The 17991-nt window shown below is 53.6% G+C and carries 14 protein-coding genes, 1 rRNA gene and 1 pseudogene; 14 read left to right on the top strand and 2 right to left on the bottom strand.

The genetic code is table 11. The features are described from left to right. Positions 1 to 277: 277 nt before the first annotated feature. From nrdF to emrB, 9 genes and pseudogenes are all read left to right on the top strand, one after another. Positions 278 to 1237, top strand: coding sequence for a class 1b ribonucleoside-diphosphate reductase subunit beta (nrdF, locus tag HHI26_RS25175; RefSeq protein ID WP_171149988.1), 960 nt, complete (start codon positions 278 to 280; stop codon positions 1235 to 1237). Positions 1238 to 1632: 395 nt separating this feature from the next. Further along, complete coding sequence (proV, locus tag HHI26_RS25180; protein ID WP_133845798.1) at positions 1633 to 2829, top strand: glycine betaine/L-proline ABC transporter ATP-binding protein ProV; 1197 nt, start codon at positions 1633 to 1635, stop codon at positions 2827 to 2829. After that, entirely contained in the window at positions 2826 to 4010 is a 1185-nt protein-coding gene (gene proW / locus HHI26_RS25185; RefSeq protein ID WP_133845797.1) for a glycine betaine/L-proline ABC transporter permease ProW, read from the top strand. The genes proV and proW overlap by 4 nt, the downstream gene beginning before the upstream one ends. Positions 4011 to 4029: 19 nt before the next feature. After that, positions 4030 to 5025: a glycine betaine/L-proline ABC transporter substrate-binding protein ProX gene (gene proX / locus HHI26_RS25190; RefSeq protein WP_171149989.1), complete on the top strand. Its 996-nt coding sequence runs from the start codon at positions 4030 to 4032 to the stop codon at positions 5023 to 5025. A 223-nt stretch (positions 5026 to 5248) separates the two neighbouring features. After that, positions 5249 to 6433, top strand: a complete 1185-nt coding sequence (locus HHI26_RS25195) for an MFS transporter (protein ID WP_133845795.1) — start codon at positions 5249 to 5251, stop codon at positions 6431 to 6433. Between the two features lie 142 nt (positions 6434 to 6575). Further along, positions 6576 to 6755 (top strand): annotated as a pseudogene (locus HHI26_RS25200) (hypothetical protein); the annotation flags it as partial. Positions 6756 to 6994: 239 nt separating this feature from the next. Beyond that, on the top strand, positions 6995 to 7525 hold the full coding sequence (mprA, locus tag HHI26_RS25205) for a transcriptional repressor MprA (RefSeq protein WP_133845794.1): 531 nt from the start codon (positions 6995 to 6997) through the stop codon (positions 7523 to 7525). 169 nt (positions 7526 to 7694) lie between these two features. Beyond that, on the top strand, positions 7695 to 8867 hold the full coding sequence (gene emrA, locus HHI26_RS25210; RefSeq protein WP_133845793.1) for a multidrug efflux MFS transporter periplasmic adaptor subunit EmrA: 1173 nt from the start codon (positions 7695 to 7697) through the stop codon (positions 8865 to 8867). Between the two features lie 17 nt (positions 8868 to 8884). Then, positions 8885 to 10420 carry a multidrug efflux MFS transporter permease subunit EmrB gene (emrB, locus tag HHI26_RS25215; protein ID WP_133845792.1) on the top strand — a complete coding sequence of 512 codons (1536 nt, stop codon included), beginning with the start codon at positions 8885 to 8887 and terminating at the stop codon, positions 10418 to 10420. Positions 10421 to 10511: 91 nt separating this feature from the next. Here the strand turns inward: emrB and HHI26_RS25220 are convergent, their stop codons facing one another. Next, complete coding sequence (locus HHI26_RS25220; RefSeq protein ID WP_133845791.1) at positions 10512 to 11552, bottom strand: tRNA/rRNA methyltransferase; 1041 nt, start codon at positions 11550 to 11552, stop codon at positions 10512 to 10514. A gap of 234 nt (positions 11553 to 11786) precedes the next feature. Between HHI26_RS25220 and trxC the strand changes: the two genes are divergently transcribed. The 5 genes from trxC (at position 11787) to HHI26_RS25245 (ending at position 17574) form a co-directional block, all read left to right on the top strand. Next, a complete protein-coding gene (gene trxC, locus HHI26_RS25225; RefSeq protein WP_133845790.1) occupies positions 11787 to 12206 on the top strand; it encodes a thioredoxin TrxC in 420 nt (139 codons plus the stop codon). Positions 12207 to 12269: 63 nt separating this feature from the next. Then, on the top strand, positions 12270 to 12962 hold the full coding sequence (locus tag HHI26_RS25230; RefSeq protein ID WP_133845789.1) for a tRNA-uridine aminocarboxypropyltransferase: 693 nt from the start codon (positions 12270 to 12272) through the stop codon (positions 12960 to 12962). A gap of 113 nt (positions 12963 to 13075) precedes the next feature. Beyond that, positions 13076 to 15745 (top strand): bifunctional acetate--CoA ligase family protein/GNAT family N-acetyltransferase, encoded by a 2670-nt coding sequence (locus HHI26_RS25235; RefSeq protein WP_171149990.1) that lies wholly within the window; start codon positions 13076 to 13078, stop codon positions 15743 to 15745. A 99-nt stretch (positions 15746 to 15844) separates the two neighbouring features. Next, positions 15845 to 17200, top strand: a complete 1356-nt coding sequence (gene pssA, locus HHI26_RS25240) for a CDP-diacylglycerol--serine O-phosphatidyltransferase (protein WP_133845963.1) — start codon at positions 15845 to 15847, stop codon at positions 17198 to 17200. 53 nt (positions 17201 to 17253) lie between these two features. Beyond that, positions 17254 to 17574, top strand: coding sequence for a YfiM family lipoprotein (locus HHI26_RS25245; RefSeq protein WP_133845787.1), 321 nt, complete (start codon positions 17254 to 17256; stop codon positions 17572 to 17574). Positions 17575 to 17674: 100 nt separating this feature from the next. Here the strand turns inward: HHI26_RS25245 and rrf are convergent. Next, a 5S ribosomal RNA gene (rrf, locus tag HHI26_RS25250) occupies positions 17675 to 17790 on the bottom strand. Positions 17791 to 17991: the final 201 nt, after the last annotated feature.

Consider the following 17991-nt stretch of genomic DNA (forward strand, 5'->3'; position numbering starts at 1 on the left):
TGCCTGACCCGACAAATCGTGCACCACATGTACAGCACCGTATTGCGTAGGGGTCAGGCATGCCTGACCCGACAAATAGTGCACCATATGTACAGCACCGTATTGCGTAGGGGTCAGGCATGCCTGACCCGACAAATCGTGCACCACATGTACAGCACCGTATTGCGTAGGGGTCAGGCATGCCTGACCCGACAAATAGTGCACCATATGTACAGTACCGTATCGCGTAGGGGTCAGGCATGCCTGACCCGTTAAGATCCGCTCCAGGAACAACAACATGAAATTAAAGAAAATTCACGCCATTAACTGGAACAAAATCGAAGACGACAAAGATCTGGAAGTGTGGAATCGCCTCACCAGCAATTTCTGGCTGCCCGAGAAAGTGCCACTTTCTAACGATATCCCCGCGTGGAACTCCCTGAATCACGATGAACAACAGCTGACGATCCGCGTGTTCACCGGCCTGACGCTGCTGGATACCATTCAGAACACCCTGGGCGCACCCGCGCTGATGGCTGACGCACTGACGCCGCATGAAGAAGCGGTGATGTCGAATATCAGCTTTATGGAAGCGGTCCATGCGCGCTCCTACAGCTCGATCTTCTCCACGCTGTGCCACACCAGCGATGTCGATGCTGCTTACGCCTGGAGCGAAGAGAACGGTCCGTTGCAGCGCAAAGCCGAGATCATTCTTCAGCACTATTATGAGAACGATCCGCTGAAGAAAAAAATCGCCAGCGTGTTCCTTGAATCCTTCCTGTTTTATTCCGGTTTCTATCTGCCGATGTACTGGTCAAGTCGCGGCAAGCTGACGAACACCGCTGACCTTATCCGCCTGATTATTAAAGATGAAGCGGTTCACGGCTACTATATTGGCTACAAGTATCAGAAGGCGCTGGAGACGCAGAGTGCGCAGCGTAAAGAGGAGCTGCAACAGTTCGCCGTTGACCTCCTGCTGGCACTGTATGAGAACGAGCTGGAGTACACCGATGCCCTGTACGAAGGCGTAGGCTGGCAGGAAGATGTGAAGAAGTTCCTGCATTACAATGCCAACAAAGCCCTGATGAACCTCGGCTATGAGGCACTGTTCCCGTCAGAGATGACCGACGTGAACCCGGCGATCCTCTCTGCGTTGTCACCGAATGCCGATGAAAATCACGATTTCTTCTCTGGTTCCGGCTCCTCTTATGTGATGGGGAAAGCCGTCGATACCGAAGATGCCGACTGGGACTTTTAACCCTTTCAGAGATGGCTGTGACTGACAGCCATCTTTCTCCTCTTCCCGTTTTAATTAGTTATTAATTTTCAAACCTTCCCTCCTCTTTCAGCGTCATCAATATGGCAGTTTTCTTACAATTATTTCCGTTGTCATAACGTCAGATAGCGAGCTAATTCAGCAGTCACTGAGATGTTTCTTAGCGAAATATTCATTTTTTTCAGACCAACTCAATTCGCTCTCATCCCTTACCTGCTCTGGCATTCGCCGGGACTGGCATCTCAATCAACATTTATGAACAGCCCATTTAGGGTTGTCTCAGATTCTCAGTGTGCTACGGTATAGGCCGTTAATATTTAACCACACAGAAGAGCAAATATATAAAACCAACCAATAACCAGGAAATTAATTAATGCATGGCTATTAAACTTGAAGTTAAAAATTTATATAAAGTTTTTGGGGAAAACCCCGAGCGCGCATTTAAGCACATTGAAAAAGGGATCAGTAAAGAGGCACTTCTGGAAAAAACCGGACTGTCTCTCGGCGTGAAAGACGCCAGTCTGGCCATTGAAGAAGGCGAGATTTTTGTCATCATGGGGTTGTCCGGTTCTGGGAAATCCACCATGGTTCGCCTTCTCAATCGTCTGATAGAACCCACCCGCGGCCAGGTCATCATTGATGGCGAAGATATTGCCAAAATATCTGACAGTGAATTACGCCAGGTTCGTAGAAATAAAATCAGCATGGTATTCCAATCCTTCGCACTGATGCCTCATATGACGGTATTAAATAATGCCGCCTTCGGGATGGAATTAGCCGGTATTCCTTTGCAAGAACGTCAGGAAAAAGCACTGGATGCATTACGTCAGGTTGGGCTGGATAATTATGCTCATGCCTACCCGGATGAACTCTCCGGAGGCATGCGTCAGCGTGTTGGATTAGCCCGTGCACTGGCCATCAATCCCGACATATTATTGATGGATGAAGCCTTCTCTGCACTCGATCCATTAATTCGTACCGAGATGCAGGATGAGCTGGTGAAATTACAGTCTCGCCACCAGCGTACTATCGTCTTTATTTCCCACGATCTTGATGAAGCAATGCGCATCGGTGACCGCATTGCGATCATGCAAGGCGGGGAAGTGATTCAGGTCGGTACGCCGGATGAAATTCTCAATAATCCCGCTAATGACTACGTGCGTACCTTCTTCCGTGGCGTCGATATCAGCCACGTGTTCAGTGCGAAAGATATTGCCCGCCGCAGTGCCGCAGCACTGATCCGTAAAGCCCCCGGTTTTGGCCCTCGTTCAGCGATCAAACTACTCCAGGATAATGACCGCGAATACGGTTATGTCCTGGAGAAACAACGATTCGTCGGCACCGTGTCGATTGATTCTCTGAAGGTGGCACTGGCCGCCGGCGAAGGCCTCGATCAGGCACTGCTGGAAAGCCCGGCGGCGATGCCTGCGGAGACGTCATTAAGCGATCTTCTCTCACATGTGGCGCAGGCCCCTTGTGCGGTGCCTATCGTGGGCGAAGAAGGTCAGTATGTGGGGATTATTTCCAAAGGAATGTTGTTGCAGGCATTAGACCGTGATGGAGGCCAGCCATGAGTGAACAAACCAGTAACCCGTGGGAGTCCGGCGCCACGCAGAATGCCGCACCCGCCACCAGCGCCCCAACGGACAGTAGCCAGGCTGCCGCCAGCAGCAGCGATCCCTGGGGTTCACCCACGGACGCGGCGACTACTCAGCCCGCACCGGATGCCGCCTCCAGCGGTGGTGACGCCTGGGGAACCGCCCCAGCCGGTGGCCATGATGCCGCAGCCAGCGGCGACTGGCTGAACAGTGCCCCGACCCCGCAGGTGGAACATTTTAATATTCTCGATCCGTTCCATAAAACCCTGATTCCGCTCGACAGCTGGGTAACCACCGCTATTGACTGGATTGTTGTCCACTTCCGTCCGCTGTTTCAGGGTATCCGCCTGCCGGTGGATTACATCCTCAGCGCCTTCCAGAACCTGCTGCTGGGCATGCCCGCGCCGGTGGCGATTATCGTATTTGCGCTGATCGCCTGGCAACTGTCCAGCTTCAGTATGGGCGTGGCCACGCTGGTCTCTCTGGTGGCGATTGGCGCGATAGGTGCCTGGTCACAAGCGATGGTAACACTGGCGCTGGTACTGACCGCCCTGCTGTTCTGCATCATTATCGGTCTGCCGATGGGGATCTGGCTGGCACGCAGCGAGCGAGCGGGCAAGATCATTCGCCCACTGCTGGATGCGATGCAGACCACGCCTGCGTTTGTCTACCTGGTGCCGATCGTGATGCTGTTCGGTATCGGTAATGTGCCGGGTGTGGTGGTGACGATTATCTTCGCCCTGCCACCGATTGTACGTCTGACCATTCTGGGTATTAAACAGGTGCCTGCCGATCTGATCGAAGCGGCAGAGTCGTTCGGCGCCAGCCCACGTCAGATGTTGTTCAAAGTACAGCTACCACTGGCGATGCCCACCATTATGGCGGGGGTCAATCAGACGCTGATGCTGGCACTGTCGATGGTAGTGATTGCCTCGATGATCGCCGTCGGTGGTCTCGGCCAGATGGTGCTGCGCGGTATCGGCCGCCTGGATATGGGGCTGGCCACCGTCGGTGGCGTCGGCATTGTGATTCTGGCGATTATTCTCGACCGCCTGACGCAGTCGCTGGGACGCGACAGCCGCAGTCGTGGCAACCGTCGCTGGTACGCCAGTGGCCCTCTGGGTCTGCTGACTCGCCCTTTCTGCAAAACCAAATAACAAAAAGGTACTGATGACTATGCGAAAAATAACACTGCTGGCCGCCGCGTTCACCACGCTGGCCGCCGCCCAGGTATCCGCCGCCGATCTGCCTGGTAAGGGTATTACCGTTAAGCCCGCACAGAGCACCATCACCGAAGAGACGTTCCAGACGCTGCTGGTCAGTCGTGCACTCACGAAGCTGGGCTACACCGTTGAAGCGCCGAGTGAAGTCGACTACAACGTGGCATACACCTCGATTGCGTCCGGCGACACCACCTTTATTGCCACTAACTGGAAACCGCTGCATGACGATATGTATAAAGCGGCAGGCGGTGACGCTAAATTCTATCGTCAGGGAACCTATGTGCAAGGGGCAGCCCAGGGCTACCTGATTGACAAAAAAACTGCCGAAAAATACCACATCACGCGTATCGATCAGTTGAAAGATCCGAAGCTGGCGAAACTGTTCGATACCAATGATGACGGTAAAGCCGATATGACCGGCTGTACGCCAGGCTGGGGCTGTGAAGCGGTGATTAATCACCAGATCAAGGCCTTTGATTTGACGAAGACCGTTGAGCATAACCAGGGTAACTACTCGGCGATGATCGCCGATACCATCACCCGCTTTAAAGAAGGTAAACCCATCTTCTATTACACCTGGACGCCATACTGGGTGAGTGATGTGCTGGTGCCAGGCCGTGATGTCGTCTGGTTGCAGGTGCCTTTCTCTTCGATGCCTGGCGAACAGAAAGACGTAGATACCAAGCTGCCTAACGGTGCGAACTACGGCTTCCCGGTGAACACTATGCACATCGTAGCCAATAAAGCCTGGGCTGAGAAAAACCCGGCGGCGGCAAAACTGTTTGCTGAGATGAAGCTGCCGATTGCCGATATCAATGCACAGAACTCACGTATGCATCAGGGGCAGTCTTCTGAAGCCGATATCAACGCACACGTTGACGGCTGGATCAAAGCCCACCAGGTACAGTTTGATGGCTGGGTGAAAGACGCGCTGGCTGCGGGTAAATAATCACTCGCCAGGGGCAACCAGAACAACGGTTGTGCCATGAGCGTGAATCACCTTCAGACTGACGTAAGGGTCGACCTCTTTTTCGGTCGACCCTTTTCTTATCAGATAAAACAGGACAACCCTGCTGCCGAACTGGTTTGTCCTGTCAATTATCATGTGAGTGAAATAGTTTTTTAGGTTATTATTAGCCACTCAGATAATTCTCACACTCATACTGGTTGTTATGACATCCCCTCGTCCCGGCCTGAATTCTGCACTTGTCGCCCTGATGTCCATCGCTACAGGCTTATCCGTTGCCTGTAACTATTACGTGCAGCCCTTGCTGGCAACCATTGCTCAGACCTTCGATCTCTCATTCCATCAGGCAGGATTTATCGTCACCACCGCTCAGTTAGGCTATGCCGCCGGGCTGCTTCTGCTGGTGCCGCTTGGCGATATGCTTGAGCGCCGGGGGCTGATCGTCATCATGAGCCTGTTGGCAGCCGGCGGTATGGTGATCACTGCGCTGTCAGGTTCGCTGATGATGATGCTACTGGGCACCGTTCTGACCGGGCTGTTTTCTGTGGTCGCGCAGCTTCTGGTGCCGCTGGCTGCCAGTCTCGCGGCACCGGAAAAACGGGGAAAAGTCGTCGGCACTGTCATGAGCGGCCTGTTGCTGGGTATCCTGCTGGCGCGCACCGTTGCCGGGGGGCTGGCGCAGTTGGGCGGATGGAGACTGGTTTACTGGGTAGCGAGTGTATTGATGGTGATGATGGCACTGGCCTTGTGGCGCGGGTTGCCACGCTATAAGCAATCGGTTCCGTTAAATTATGGCCAGCTGCTGGGATCTATTTTCACCCTGTTCGCACAGCATCCGATATTGCGTACCCGTGCCATTACTGGCTGCCTGGCGTTTGCTAACTTCAGCGTCCTCTGGACCTCAATGGCGTTTCTGCTGTCATCACCAGAGTGGAATTATTCTGAAGGTGAGATTGGTCTGCTGGGCCTGGTTGGCGCAGCGGGTGCCCTGGCAGCACGGCAAGCCGGGTCACTGGCCGATAAAGGCAAAGCACGCCTGACCACCAGCGCTGGCCTGCTGATTCTGCTGGCTTCATGGGGCATTATCGCGTTTGGCGCGCACTCATTAATCGCTCTGATTATCGGGATTATCCTACTCGACCTGGCCGTACAGGGTGTGCATATTACCAATCAGAGCGTGATTTATCGTCATATGCCAGAAGCACGGAACCGACTGACGTCCGGGTATATGACCAGTTATTTTATCGGCGGTGCCGCCGGCTCACTGCTTTCCGCATCCGCTTTTCAGACGGCAGGCTGGTATGGTGTCTGCACCGTGGGTGCTCTGTTAACCTTAGTTAATCTATTTAACTGGTGGCGAAGTCATCATTATGAGGCTGAATTGCATTGATTTTTTGCAGTGAAAATGAAGTTTTTTCAATGCCAGCGGCCTGTTAAGACATTTCGTACTCTGGTAAGGTTAGGCGCAATTTATTCAGGCTGGTGATGTTTTCAGATGAAATTATTCAGTAACAGTAGAGTAACATTTGCTCATGGCTGAGCTTCAGAACCCGGTTAAAAATGAAAATCGTCCGCGCGCCAGCTGGCGTGAAGGCGCCACAGACAGTCTGCCAATTGTTATTGGCTACCTGCCTGTGGCATTTGCCTTTGGTCTGAATGCCTCCCGCCCTGGTTTTACTCCAACTGAAGCCTCTGTTTCATCTTCGTCACTGACCGATATTTTCGCGATTTTGCCAACCCTTGTGGGTTTCGGCTTGCTGAGTATTACCTTCAATTTTTCGCGCAGCATTGTTTTTTCAATGCTGTTGAGCGCCCTGGGTTATGGAGTGACCTGGAAACTACTGATGATGGCAGCATAAACGTGAGTGAATCACCGTCTGCAGAGAAGTGGAATTACTTTATTAATCATCATTGTTATTATACCAGTTGCAACTAGTGAGGTTCCTACATAATGGAAAGTTCGTTTACTCCCATTGAACAGATGCTGAATTTTCGCGCTAATCGTCAGAAAGATTTCCCGTTACAGGAAATTATGCTGACCCGTCTGTGTATGCACATGCAGAGTAAGTTGCTGGAAAACCGCAACAAAATGCTGAAGGCACAGGGGATCAACGAAACGCTGTTTATGGCATTAATTACGCTGGATGCGCAGGAAGATCACAGCATTCAACCATCAGAACTGAGTTCTGCGCTAGGCTCATCCCGCACTAACGCCACGCGTATTGCCGATGAGCTGGAAAAACGCGGCTGGATTGAGCGTCGTGAAAGTGATAACGATCGCCGTTGTCTGCATCTGCATCTGACGCCAAAAGGACACGAGTTCCTGCGCCAGTTGCTGCCACCACAGCATCAGTGCCTGCAATTATTGTGGTCTGCACTGAGCTCATCAGAAAAATCACAGCTTGAGGGAATCACCCGCAAACTGTTGACCCGCCTCGATAAAATGGATGAAGAGGAAGTTGTCGCCTCCCTTTCCAGATAATTGATCCACTAATAGCATAATGTGCGACACACCATTTATTGGAAATCGCTACTTTAAGCCCCTTTAGAACACATTCATGCCAGCGCTTACCCCGCTGGCATTTTAGACTCGGGCGATCGCGCGTATTGATGATAGCGGCCCCCGAATGGCAGAGAATCAGGAGAACATCATGAGTGCAAGCGCGGTGACACAAGACCCGCAGCAGCCACGCAATAAGAAAAAGACGCGCAAAAATGCACTGATTTTTCTGGCTGTACTGTTCGTCATTATCGGGGTGGCTTATCTGACGTACTGGTTCCTGGTATTACGTCATTTTCAGGAAACAGACGATGCCTATATTGCCGGAAACCAGGCGCAGGTGATGGCGCAAGTCTCCGGTAGCGTCAATAAAGTCTGGTTTGACGATACTGACTTCGTGAAAAAAGGCGATGTGCTGGTCACGCTGGATCGTACCGATGCTGAGCAGGCTTTCGAGAAAGCGCAGACGGCACTGGCAACCAGCGTACGTCAGACGCACCAGTTGATTATCAATGGCAGGCAGTATCAGGCCACTATCGGCTTGCAGAAAACGGCCCTCGAACAGGCTCAGGCAGATTTACGTCGTCGTGAGCCGCTGGGTGCATCTAACCTGATTGGCAAAGAAGATCTGCAACATGCGCGTGATGCGGTTGCCACAGCGAAAGCTCAGCTTGATGTGGCGATGCAGCAGTACAACGCAAACCAGGCGATGATTCTGGATACGTCACTGGAAAACCAACCCGCAGTGAAACAGAACGCCGCCGCCCTGCGTGATGCCTGGCTGGCATTGCAACGTACCAACATCATCAGCCCCATTGATGGCTATGTGTCGCGCCGCAGCGTGCAGGTAGGTTCACAAATCGGTACAACCACGCCGCTGCTGGCGATTGTTCCGGCCAATAATCTGTGGGTGGATGCTAACTTCAAAGAGACGCAACTGGCAGGCGTTCGTATCGGCCAGCCAGCCACAGTGGTCAGTGATATCTACGGTGATGACGTGGTGTATAAGGGCAAAGTGGTCGGCCTTGATATGGGAACGGGCAGCGTGTTCTCCCTGTTACCGGCACAAAATGCTACCGGCAACTGGATCAAAGTCGTTCAGCGTCTGCCTGTACGTATCGAACTTGACCCACAGGAAGTGGCGAAACATCCACTGCGCATTGGCCTGTCGACGCTGGTCAAAATCGATACCAGCAACAGTGAAGGTGCCGTACTCGCCACCAGCGTACGCAGCAAGCCTGCCTACGAAAGTGATGCTCTGGCACTGGACCTGACGCCAGCGAATCAGCTGATTAGCGATATTATCCGTGCCAATGCCGGCTAAAACGGCGGGAGACTGTTATGGCGCGTAAACCGCTTGAAGGCGCGCAACTGGTTCTGATGACCATTGCGCTGTCGCTGGCTACTTTTATGCAGGTGCTGGATTCCACGATTGCTAACGTGGCGATCCCCACCATCGCCGGGAACCTGGGGGCCTCGAACTCCCAGGGGACCTGGGTGATCACCTCGTTTGGCGTAGCTAACGCAATTTCGATTCCGATCACCGGCTGGCTGGCCAAGCGTTTCGGGGAAGTGAAACTGTTCCTGTGGTCGACGGTGGCCTTCGTCATCGCCTCCTGGCTATGTGGCATGTCTGAAAGCCTGAGCATGCTGATCTTCTTCCGCGTGATCCAGGGGATCGTCGCGGGCCCTTTGATCCCGCTGTCACAAAGCCTGCTGTTAAGTAATTACCCCCCCGCAAAACGCAGTGTGGCACTGTCACTGTGGGCAATGACCGTGATCGTTGCGCCGATCTGCGGCCCTATTCTGGGTGGCTGGATCAGTGATAACTATCACTGGGGATGGATCTTCTTTATCAACGTGCCTATCGGCGTGGTGGTGGTGATCCTGGCTTTACAGACATTACGTCATCGCGAAACGGAAACGGTCATCCGTCCGATAGATACCGTCGGTCTGGTGCTACTGGTGGTCGGTATCGGCTGTCTGCAGGTCATGCTGGATCGCGGTAAAGAGCTGGACTGGTTCAGTTCCCCTGAAATCATCACATTAACGGTCATCGCCGTCGTAGCCCTGGCGGTGCTACTGGTGTGGGAGTTGACCGACGACCACCCGATCGTGGATTTGTCACTGTTCAAATCGCGCAATTTCACCATCGGCTGCCTGTCGATCAGCCTTGCCTATATGCTCTATTTCGGTTCAATCGTTCTGCTGCCGCAACTGTTGCAGGAGGTTTACGGTTATACGGCAACCTGGGCGGGGCTGGCCTCGGCACCGGTGGGGATTATTCCGGTCATACTGTCACCCATTATCGGCCGCTTTGCGCATAAGCTCGATATGCGACGGCTGGTGACATTCAGCTTCATTATGTATGCAGTGTGCTTCTACTGGCGCGCCTATACTTTTGAACCGGGAATGGACTTTGCTGCCTCCGCCTGGCCGCAGTTTATCCAGGGGTTTGCGGTGGCCTGCTTCTTTATGCCACTGACAACCATTACCCTTTCGGGGCTGCCACCGGAAAGACTGGCGGCGGCATCCAGCCTGTCGAATTTTACCCGAACGCTGGCGGGTTCGATTGGCACCTCGATTACCACCACCATGTGGACCGATCGTGAGTCGCTGCATCATGCTCATCTGACGGAATCGATAACGCCATACAATACAAACGCGCAACAGATGTACGCGAAGCTGGAACAAATGGGGATGACCCATGACCAGGCATCAGCCTACCTTGCACAGCAGATCACCAATCAGGGGCTCATCATCTCAGCCAATGAGATCTTCTGGGCTTCTGCGGGGGTGTTTATCCTGCTGCTGGTGCTGGTGTGGTTTGCCCGTCCGCCGTTTGGTGCGGGTGGGGGCGGGGGCGGCGCCCATTAAAAAGGGGCAGATCATTGATCTGCCCCTGGAATCAGGGGGTGGCCTGTTTGACGGGCCACCCCTTTTTTATTGCCGTTCGTTCATGGCTACATCAAACGTTCTGACGCCACCATTCGGCCAGCAGTACACCGGTTGCGACGGAAACGTTCAGACTTTCCACTTTCCCGGTACCACCGATAGAAACACTCAGGTCACCCTGGTCGAAGGTGCTGTCAGACAGACCATCACGTTCCTGACCCAGTACCAGTACCATTTTTGCCGGCAGTTCAGCTCGTGAGAGCGGCACACCTTTATGGCTGGACGTGGTGACAATGGTATAGCCTGCTTTACGGAACGCGCTCAGGCCCGCAGCAAAGTTCTCGCCGCTAATCGCCTGAACATGCTCTGCACCACCTTCAGCGGTACGCACAGCGGCGCCCGACTCCAGCAGGGAAGCATCATCCACCAGCAAACCTTTCACACCAAAGTGTGCGCAGCTACGCATAATGCCGCCGAGGTTGTGCGGGTTGCCGATATCTTCCAATGCCAGCACGCAATCTTTCTCACCGGCTGTTGCCAACCATTCGCTAACGGGCATGCCCACGCGTTTTTTGATCAGGAAGCAAACACCGCCGTGGTGTTCAGTGCCGGAAGCTTTCTGCAGCTCGGCTTCATCCACAGTGTGGTAAGCCTTGCGGTTCGCCGCCATATATTTTAACGCTTCACGGAAACGCGGTGTGACGCTCTGGATAAACCAGGCACGCACAATACTTTCCGGACGGCTCTGGAACAGGGCCTGGCAGGCATTTTCGCCATACACACGCGTCTCTTCCATACGCTGACGGCGTATCTGCTCGGGATCGATATAACTTTTACCGCTGATGCCACCATGGTCCGGTTTATCATCAACAGCGGGTGCAGCATTTGGCGCACGGGAAACGGTACGCCACGGAGAGTCAGAGTGCCCTTCGTCGCGATCGCGCCCGCCACGTGGCTTGCTGTCTGCATTACGTGAAGGACGGCGTGCGCCATCCTGCTGACGTGGGCCGCCTTTACCGGTACGGGGATTCCCGCCCTTGTTGCTGCTCTCGTCATCACCGCGGACATACATCACTTTGACCTTGCCGCTCTTACCTTTAAATTCGTCGTTCATTTTTCCTCCACCTGGCCTGAGCGCGAAGCGCGCAGATTACCTGATGTGGCAGCACTTAGCTATCAACTTCCAATAAAAGCCAGTAGCCGCTAATCCGCATCATTGTTATGAGACATTACCTATTATACCCATTGAACAAATCTCGTTGTTAGCCTCTTCACCCGACAGCATAATGTTGGCTGATTTACTAAGAATTGCAGTAAGTAATCACTTACTCCTGAACTGAGGTGAATAATGAATACGGTTTGTGCATCCTGCCAGGCGACCAACCGCGTACCGGCTGAACGGCTGACTGACGGCGCCAAGTGCGGCCGCTGTGGTCATGTGCTGTTTGACGGCCATGTGGTCAATGCCACCGCCGCGACGCTGGACAAATACCTGCAGGATGACCTGCCGGTAGTGATCGACTTCTGGGCGCCCTGGTGCGGCCCGTGCGTTAATTTTGCCCCGGTGTATGAATCGGTGGCGCAGGAACGTAACGGTAAGATTCGTTTCCTGAAAGTGAATACCGAAGCTGAGCCAGAACTGAGTGCACGCTTTCGCATCCGCAGCATTCCGACCATTATGGTGTTTAAACAGGGCCAGATGGCGGATATGTTAAACGGTGCGATGCCAAAAGCGCCTTTCGAAGCCTGGCTGGACGAAAATCTGTAACCATCTGGCCGGGCACGCCCGGCCAGAATCCGTTAGAATAGCCTTTTTCCTTGATGACCGATCATGACCGATAACGCTGTTCTGTTGCTGCGCGCTGCACGCCTTGCCCGAGCCACCCGCCCTTTCCTTGCCCGAGGTAACCGCATTACGCGCTGCCAGCGTTGTCTGCTGCCGCAAAAAAATTGCCTGTGCGACACCATTGATAGCCAGCAGGCACGCAGCCGCTTTTGCCTGGTGATGTTTGACAGCGAACCCATGAAACCCAGCAACACCGGACGGCTGATCGCAGATATTCTGCCGGATACGCTGGCGTTTGGCTGGTCACGGACCGAACCCGATGCCGCCCTGCTTGAAGCCGTACGCGACCCGCGTTATCAGCCCGTTGTCGTTTTCCCTGAATCCTATGCCGACGCTGGCCGTGCAGTACTGAACAGCCCTCCTACCCGCGGAAAACCACCGCTATTTATCATGCTGGACGGCACCTGGACCGAAGCGCGTAAAATGTTTCGCAAAAGCCCGTGGCTGGACACTCTCCCGGTGATGTCGCTGACTCTGACCCGCCCTTCTAACTATCAGTTACGCGTCGCTCACGCCGAAGGCCAGCACTGCACGGCAGAAGTCGCCGCCGAGTTGCTGTTACAGGCGGGCGACACAGCTGCGGGCGAGGCCCTGTTTCGCCATTTTGATCTGTTTCGCCAACGTTACCTCGCAGGAAAACCTCATCACCCACAGCAGATGGCTGAAAATGATGAATAAATTCTGGCTGCGATCAATTAACTGATACGCAATCCAGCATCTTCGTCAGACCCGGAGTAGACTCAAGCTACTTTGCCCTGCAGCATAGCGGGTCATTCTCGAAGGGAGCGGAGATGAGTCAACGCGGATTAGAAGCCCTGCTTAAACCGAAATCCATTGCCGTGATCGGTGCCTCCACCCGGCCTGAACGTGCCGGTTATCTGATGATGCGTAACCTGCTGGCCGGTGGATTCAGTGGGCCGGTACTCCCGGTGACGCCCAAATATCAGGCGGTTTGTGGCGTGCTGGCATGGCCTGATATTCCCAGCCTGCCACTCTCTCCCGATCTCGCCATTATCTGCACCCATGCAAAACGCAATCTCGAGTTGCTCACGGCGCTGGGCGAACGTGGCTGTAAAGCCTGTATCATTCTCTCTGCTCCTGCCGAGCAACTTGCTGAACTGAAAGCCTGTGCCAGCCGCTGGCAAATTCGACTTCTTGGGCCTAACAGCCTGGGTTTGCTTGCGCCGTGGCAGGGGCTGAATGCCAGCTTCTCCCCGGTGCCTATTACTCCTGGCAAACTGGCTTTTATTTCCCAGTCTGCGGCGGTGTCCAATACCATTCTTGACTGGGCGCAACAGCGACAACTGGGTTTCTCCTGGTTTATCGCATTAGGTGACAGCCTGGATATTGATGCCGATGATCTGCTGGACTTCCTGGCGAGAGACGGGAAAACCAGCGCCATTTTGTTGTACCTTGAGCATCTCAGCGATGCCCGTCGTTTTGTTTCTGCGGCACGTAGCGCTTCACGTAATAAGCCGATTCTGGTGATTAAAAGTGGCCGCAGCCCTCATGCCCAAAAGTTACTGAAAACCCACGGTGGGATGGACGCCGCCTGGGATGCCGCCATTCAACGTGCGGGTCTATTGCGTGTGCAGGATACCCATGAACTGTTCTCCGCGGTGGAGACACTCAGCCATATGCGCCCACTACGTGGGGAGCGGTTGATGATCATCAGTAACGGTGCGGCACCGGCGGCACTGGCACTGGATGCACTCTATGCCCGTAACGGTAAGCTTGCTACGCTGAGTGAGTCTTTACTTACTGAAATGGCCTCACTGCTCCCGGAAGGTGTCACGCCAGGTAACCCGCTCGATCTGAAAGATGATGCCACCCCGGAGCACTATTTACAGGCGTTGTCCCTGCTGCTCTCCAGCCATGACCTGGATGCCATTTTGATCATTCATGCGCCCAGCGCAGTCGCACCGCCGACACTAACGGCCCAGAAGATTATCGCCCTGGTGAAACAGCATCCGCGCGGTAAACAGCTCACCCTGTTGACCAACTGGTGTGGTGAGTATTCATCACTGGACGCACGTCGTCTGTTTAATGATGCCGGTATTCCAACGTATCGCACCCCCGAAGGGACGGTTACGGCCTTTATGCATATGGTGGAGTACCGCCGTAACCAGAAACAGCTACGTGAAACGCCTGCATTGCCCGCCAACCTGACCGCAAATACCACCGATGCTCATCGTTTGATCCATGAGGCATTAAAAGACGGTGCCACCTCGCTGGATACGCATGAAGTTCAGCCTATCCTGCAAGCCTTCGGCCTGACCACACTCCCCACCTGGATTGCCAGCGACAGCGCAGAAGCCGTGCAGATCGCCGGGCAGATTGGCTATCCGGTAGCGCTGAAACTGCGCTCGCCGGATATTCCGCATAAATCTGAGGTGCAGGGGGTAATGTTATATCTGCGTACCCCGGACGAGGTACAACAGGCCGCCGAAGCCATTATCGATCGCGTGAAGCTCGCCTGGCCGCAGGCACGCATCCAGGGATTGCTGGTACAAAGCATGGCGAACCGCGCCGGAGCGCAGGAACTGCGCATCGTGGTAGAGCAGGACCCGCTGTTCGGGCCGGTGATTATGCTGGGAGAAGGCGGAGTGACCTGGCATGCCGACAAGCAAGCGGTTATCGCCCTGCCGCCGCTGAATATGACTCTGGCTCGCTATCTGGTGATTCAGGCCATTAAGAAGGGAAAAATACGTGGCCGCAGCGCGCTTCATCCACTGGATATTGTGGGCCTGAGCCAGGTGCTGGTCAGGGTATCCAACATGGTGGTTGACTGCCCGGAAATCGTGCGGCTTGATATTCATCCGTTACTGGCCAGTCATGATGAATTTACCCTGCTGGATGTGACGCTCCAGCTGGCTGAGTTCAACGGAGATGCCGAAGGCAGGCTGGCGATCCGCCCTTATCCTCATGAACTGGAAGAGGCCGTGCAGTTAAAAAATGGCCAGCAGTGTCTGTTCCGGCCTATTCTCCCGGAGGATGAACCGCTGCTGCAGCAGTTTATTGCTCAAGTAACGAAAGAAGATCTCTACTACCGCTATTTTAGTGAGATCAACGAGTTCACCCATGACGATTTGGCTAACATGACGCAGATCGACTACGATCGTGAAATGGCGATTGTCGCAGTACGTCAGCATCAGGGGCAGGATGAGATCATCGGCGTGACCCGTGCCATCTCTGATGCCGATAACATTGATGCCGAATTTTCGGTATTGGTACGCTCAGATTTGAAAGGACTTGGCCTCGGCAGGCGTCTGCTGGAAAAGATGATCATCTATACCCGGCAGCATGGTTTACAGCAGTTGAACGGCATTACCATGCCGGGTAACAGAGGTATGGTCACTCTGGCACGTAAGCTGGGTTTTGCCATCGATATCCAACTGGAAGATGGCATTGTCGGCCTGTCACTGCTGTTGCAAAACGCTCACACAGGCGACGAAAAGTAAATCTGATAGCATCATGACCAACTAGTGGTATTATTCGCGGTTAGGGTCATGATTTTATGGCAAAAGGCCATTCTATGAACAGAGAAGAAACGCACTGTGATGTTGTCAAAATTTAAACGCAATAAACACCAACAGCACCTTGCGCAACTGCCTAAAATAGCTCAGTCAGTTGCTGATTTCACCACGCTGTATTCACCCGCAGAATTTCGCGAAACGCTGCTGGAAAAAATTGCGTCTGCCACACGGCGTATCTGCATAGTGGCCCTCTATCTGGAAAATGATGAGGGTGGTCGCGCCATCCTGTCTGCACTTTATGCAGCAAAACAGCAGCGCCCTGAACTGGATATTCGCGTTCTGGTCGACTGGCATCGTGCACAGCGTGGGCGCATCGGCGCGGCGGCCGGAGCAACCAATGCCGACTGGTATTGTGACATGGCGGCTCAACACCCCGGTCTGGCGATTCCAGTCTATGGTATCCCGGTCAATACGCGTGAAGCACTCGGTGTTTTACACCTGAAGGGCTCCATCATTGATGATACCGTGCTGTATACCGGGGCCAGTTTTAACGATGTGTATCTGCATCAGCAAGACAGATATCGCTATGACCGCTACCAGTTGATCGGTAATCGCACGCTGGCAGATACCATGTTTGACTGGATTGAAAACAATCTGATCCAGGCGGAAGCGGTCAATCGTCTTGACCAGTATGAGCGGCCAAAAAGCCCGGAAATAAAAAATGAAACCCGGCAATTCCGTCAGGATTTGCGTGGCTTCGACTACCAGTTTAACGGGGATGCCAACAACGAAGAGCTGGCGGTTACGCCTCTGGTTGGCCTCGGTAAACGTAGTCTTCTGAACAAAACCATCTATCATCTGATGCCTTGCGCAGAGCAGAAGCTGACGATCTGTACACCTTACTTCAATCTGCCCGCTATTCTGGTGCGTAACATTATCTATCTGTTACGACAGGGCAAAGATGTCGAGATTATTGTTGGCGACAAAACGGCGAACGATTTCTATATCCCGGAAGATCAGCCATTCAAGATCATCGGCGCGCTGCCTTATCTGTATGAAATTAACCTGCGTCGTTTCCTTAGCCGCTTACAGTATTATGTCAACAGTGGGCAACTCACCGTACGCTTGTGGAAAGATGGTGAGAATAGCTACCACCTCAAAGGGCTGTGGGTTGATGACGAATGGATGATGGTCACGGGGAATAACCTGAATCCGCGCGCCTGGCGCCTGGATCTGGAAAATGCTGTACTGATCCACGATCCCCTCCAGCAACTGACCGCGCAGCGCGATCACGAGCTAAACCTGATCCGTGAACATACCACCACCGTGCAGCATTTCCACGATCTGGAAAGCATTGCAGATTATCCGGTGAAAGTTCGTAAACTTATCCGCCGCTTACGACGTATTCGTATTGACCGGTTAATCAGCCGTATTCTCTAATCTGCCTCTGTTTTCGCGCCCCGCTCAGCCGGGGCTTTTTTATGGGAGGATGTATGCGTATCTGCCTGCTGTCTGCCGTACTATTTTGCAGTGGCTGTACTCATATGGCCCAGGATGAGTGGACCGGGCGTGATAAAGCCCAGCATTTTCTCTCATCCGCTTTTCTTTCTGCCGCCGGAAGCGCCTATGGAGAACATCAAAACTGGCGTGAAGGCCATAGCGGCAGCTTCGGGGTGATGTTTGCGATTAGCCTCGGCGCGGTAAAAGAGCTGTACGATAGCAGAGAGGGTGGAAGCGGCTGGAGCTGGAAGGATTTTAGCTGGGATGTCGCCGGTGCTGCCACCGGCTATGCATTATGGAACCTGGGTCAGTAGTGACAGCTTCAGACTATTTCGTGTCAGATCGACGATTATCGCCAGATTCAAAGCACAAAAAAACCCCGGCCTTTCGGTCGGGGTTCTTTCTTCGTTTGATGCCTGGCAGTTCCCTACTCTCGCATGGGGAGACCCCACACTACCATCGGCGCTACGGCGTTTCACTTCTGAGTTCGGCATGGGGTCAGGTGGGACCACCGCGCTAAAGCCGCCAGGCAAATTCTTTGTGCATGAAACGAATCTTTTTCACTGATGCGGCGTTGTCACCCTCGCGTCTCTCAGTCACATACTTCAGTATGCTCCCTCGGGCCGTCTCGGGCTTCGCCTTGCCTCAGCGTAAAATCTTTCGTTTCCGCTAATTCTTTATCCGGTAACAAGCTGAAAATCTCTTTTGCGTCTCTCGAACGCCACCAGAAC

The organism is Erwinia sp. JH02, from assembly GCF_013074405.1.
Lineage (GTDB): Bacteria > Pseudomonadota > Gammaproteobacteria > Enterobacterales > Enterobacteriaceae > Erwinia > Erwinia rhapontici.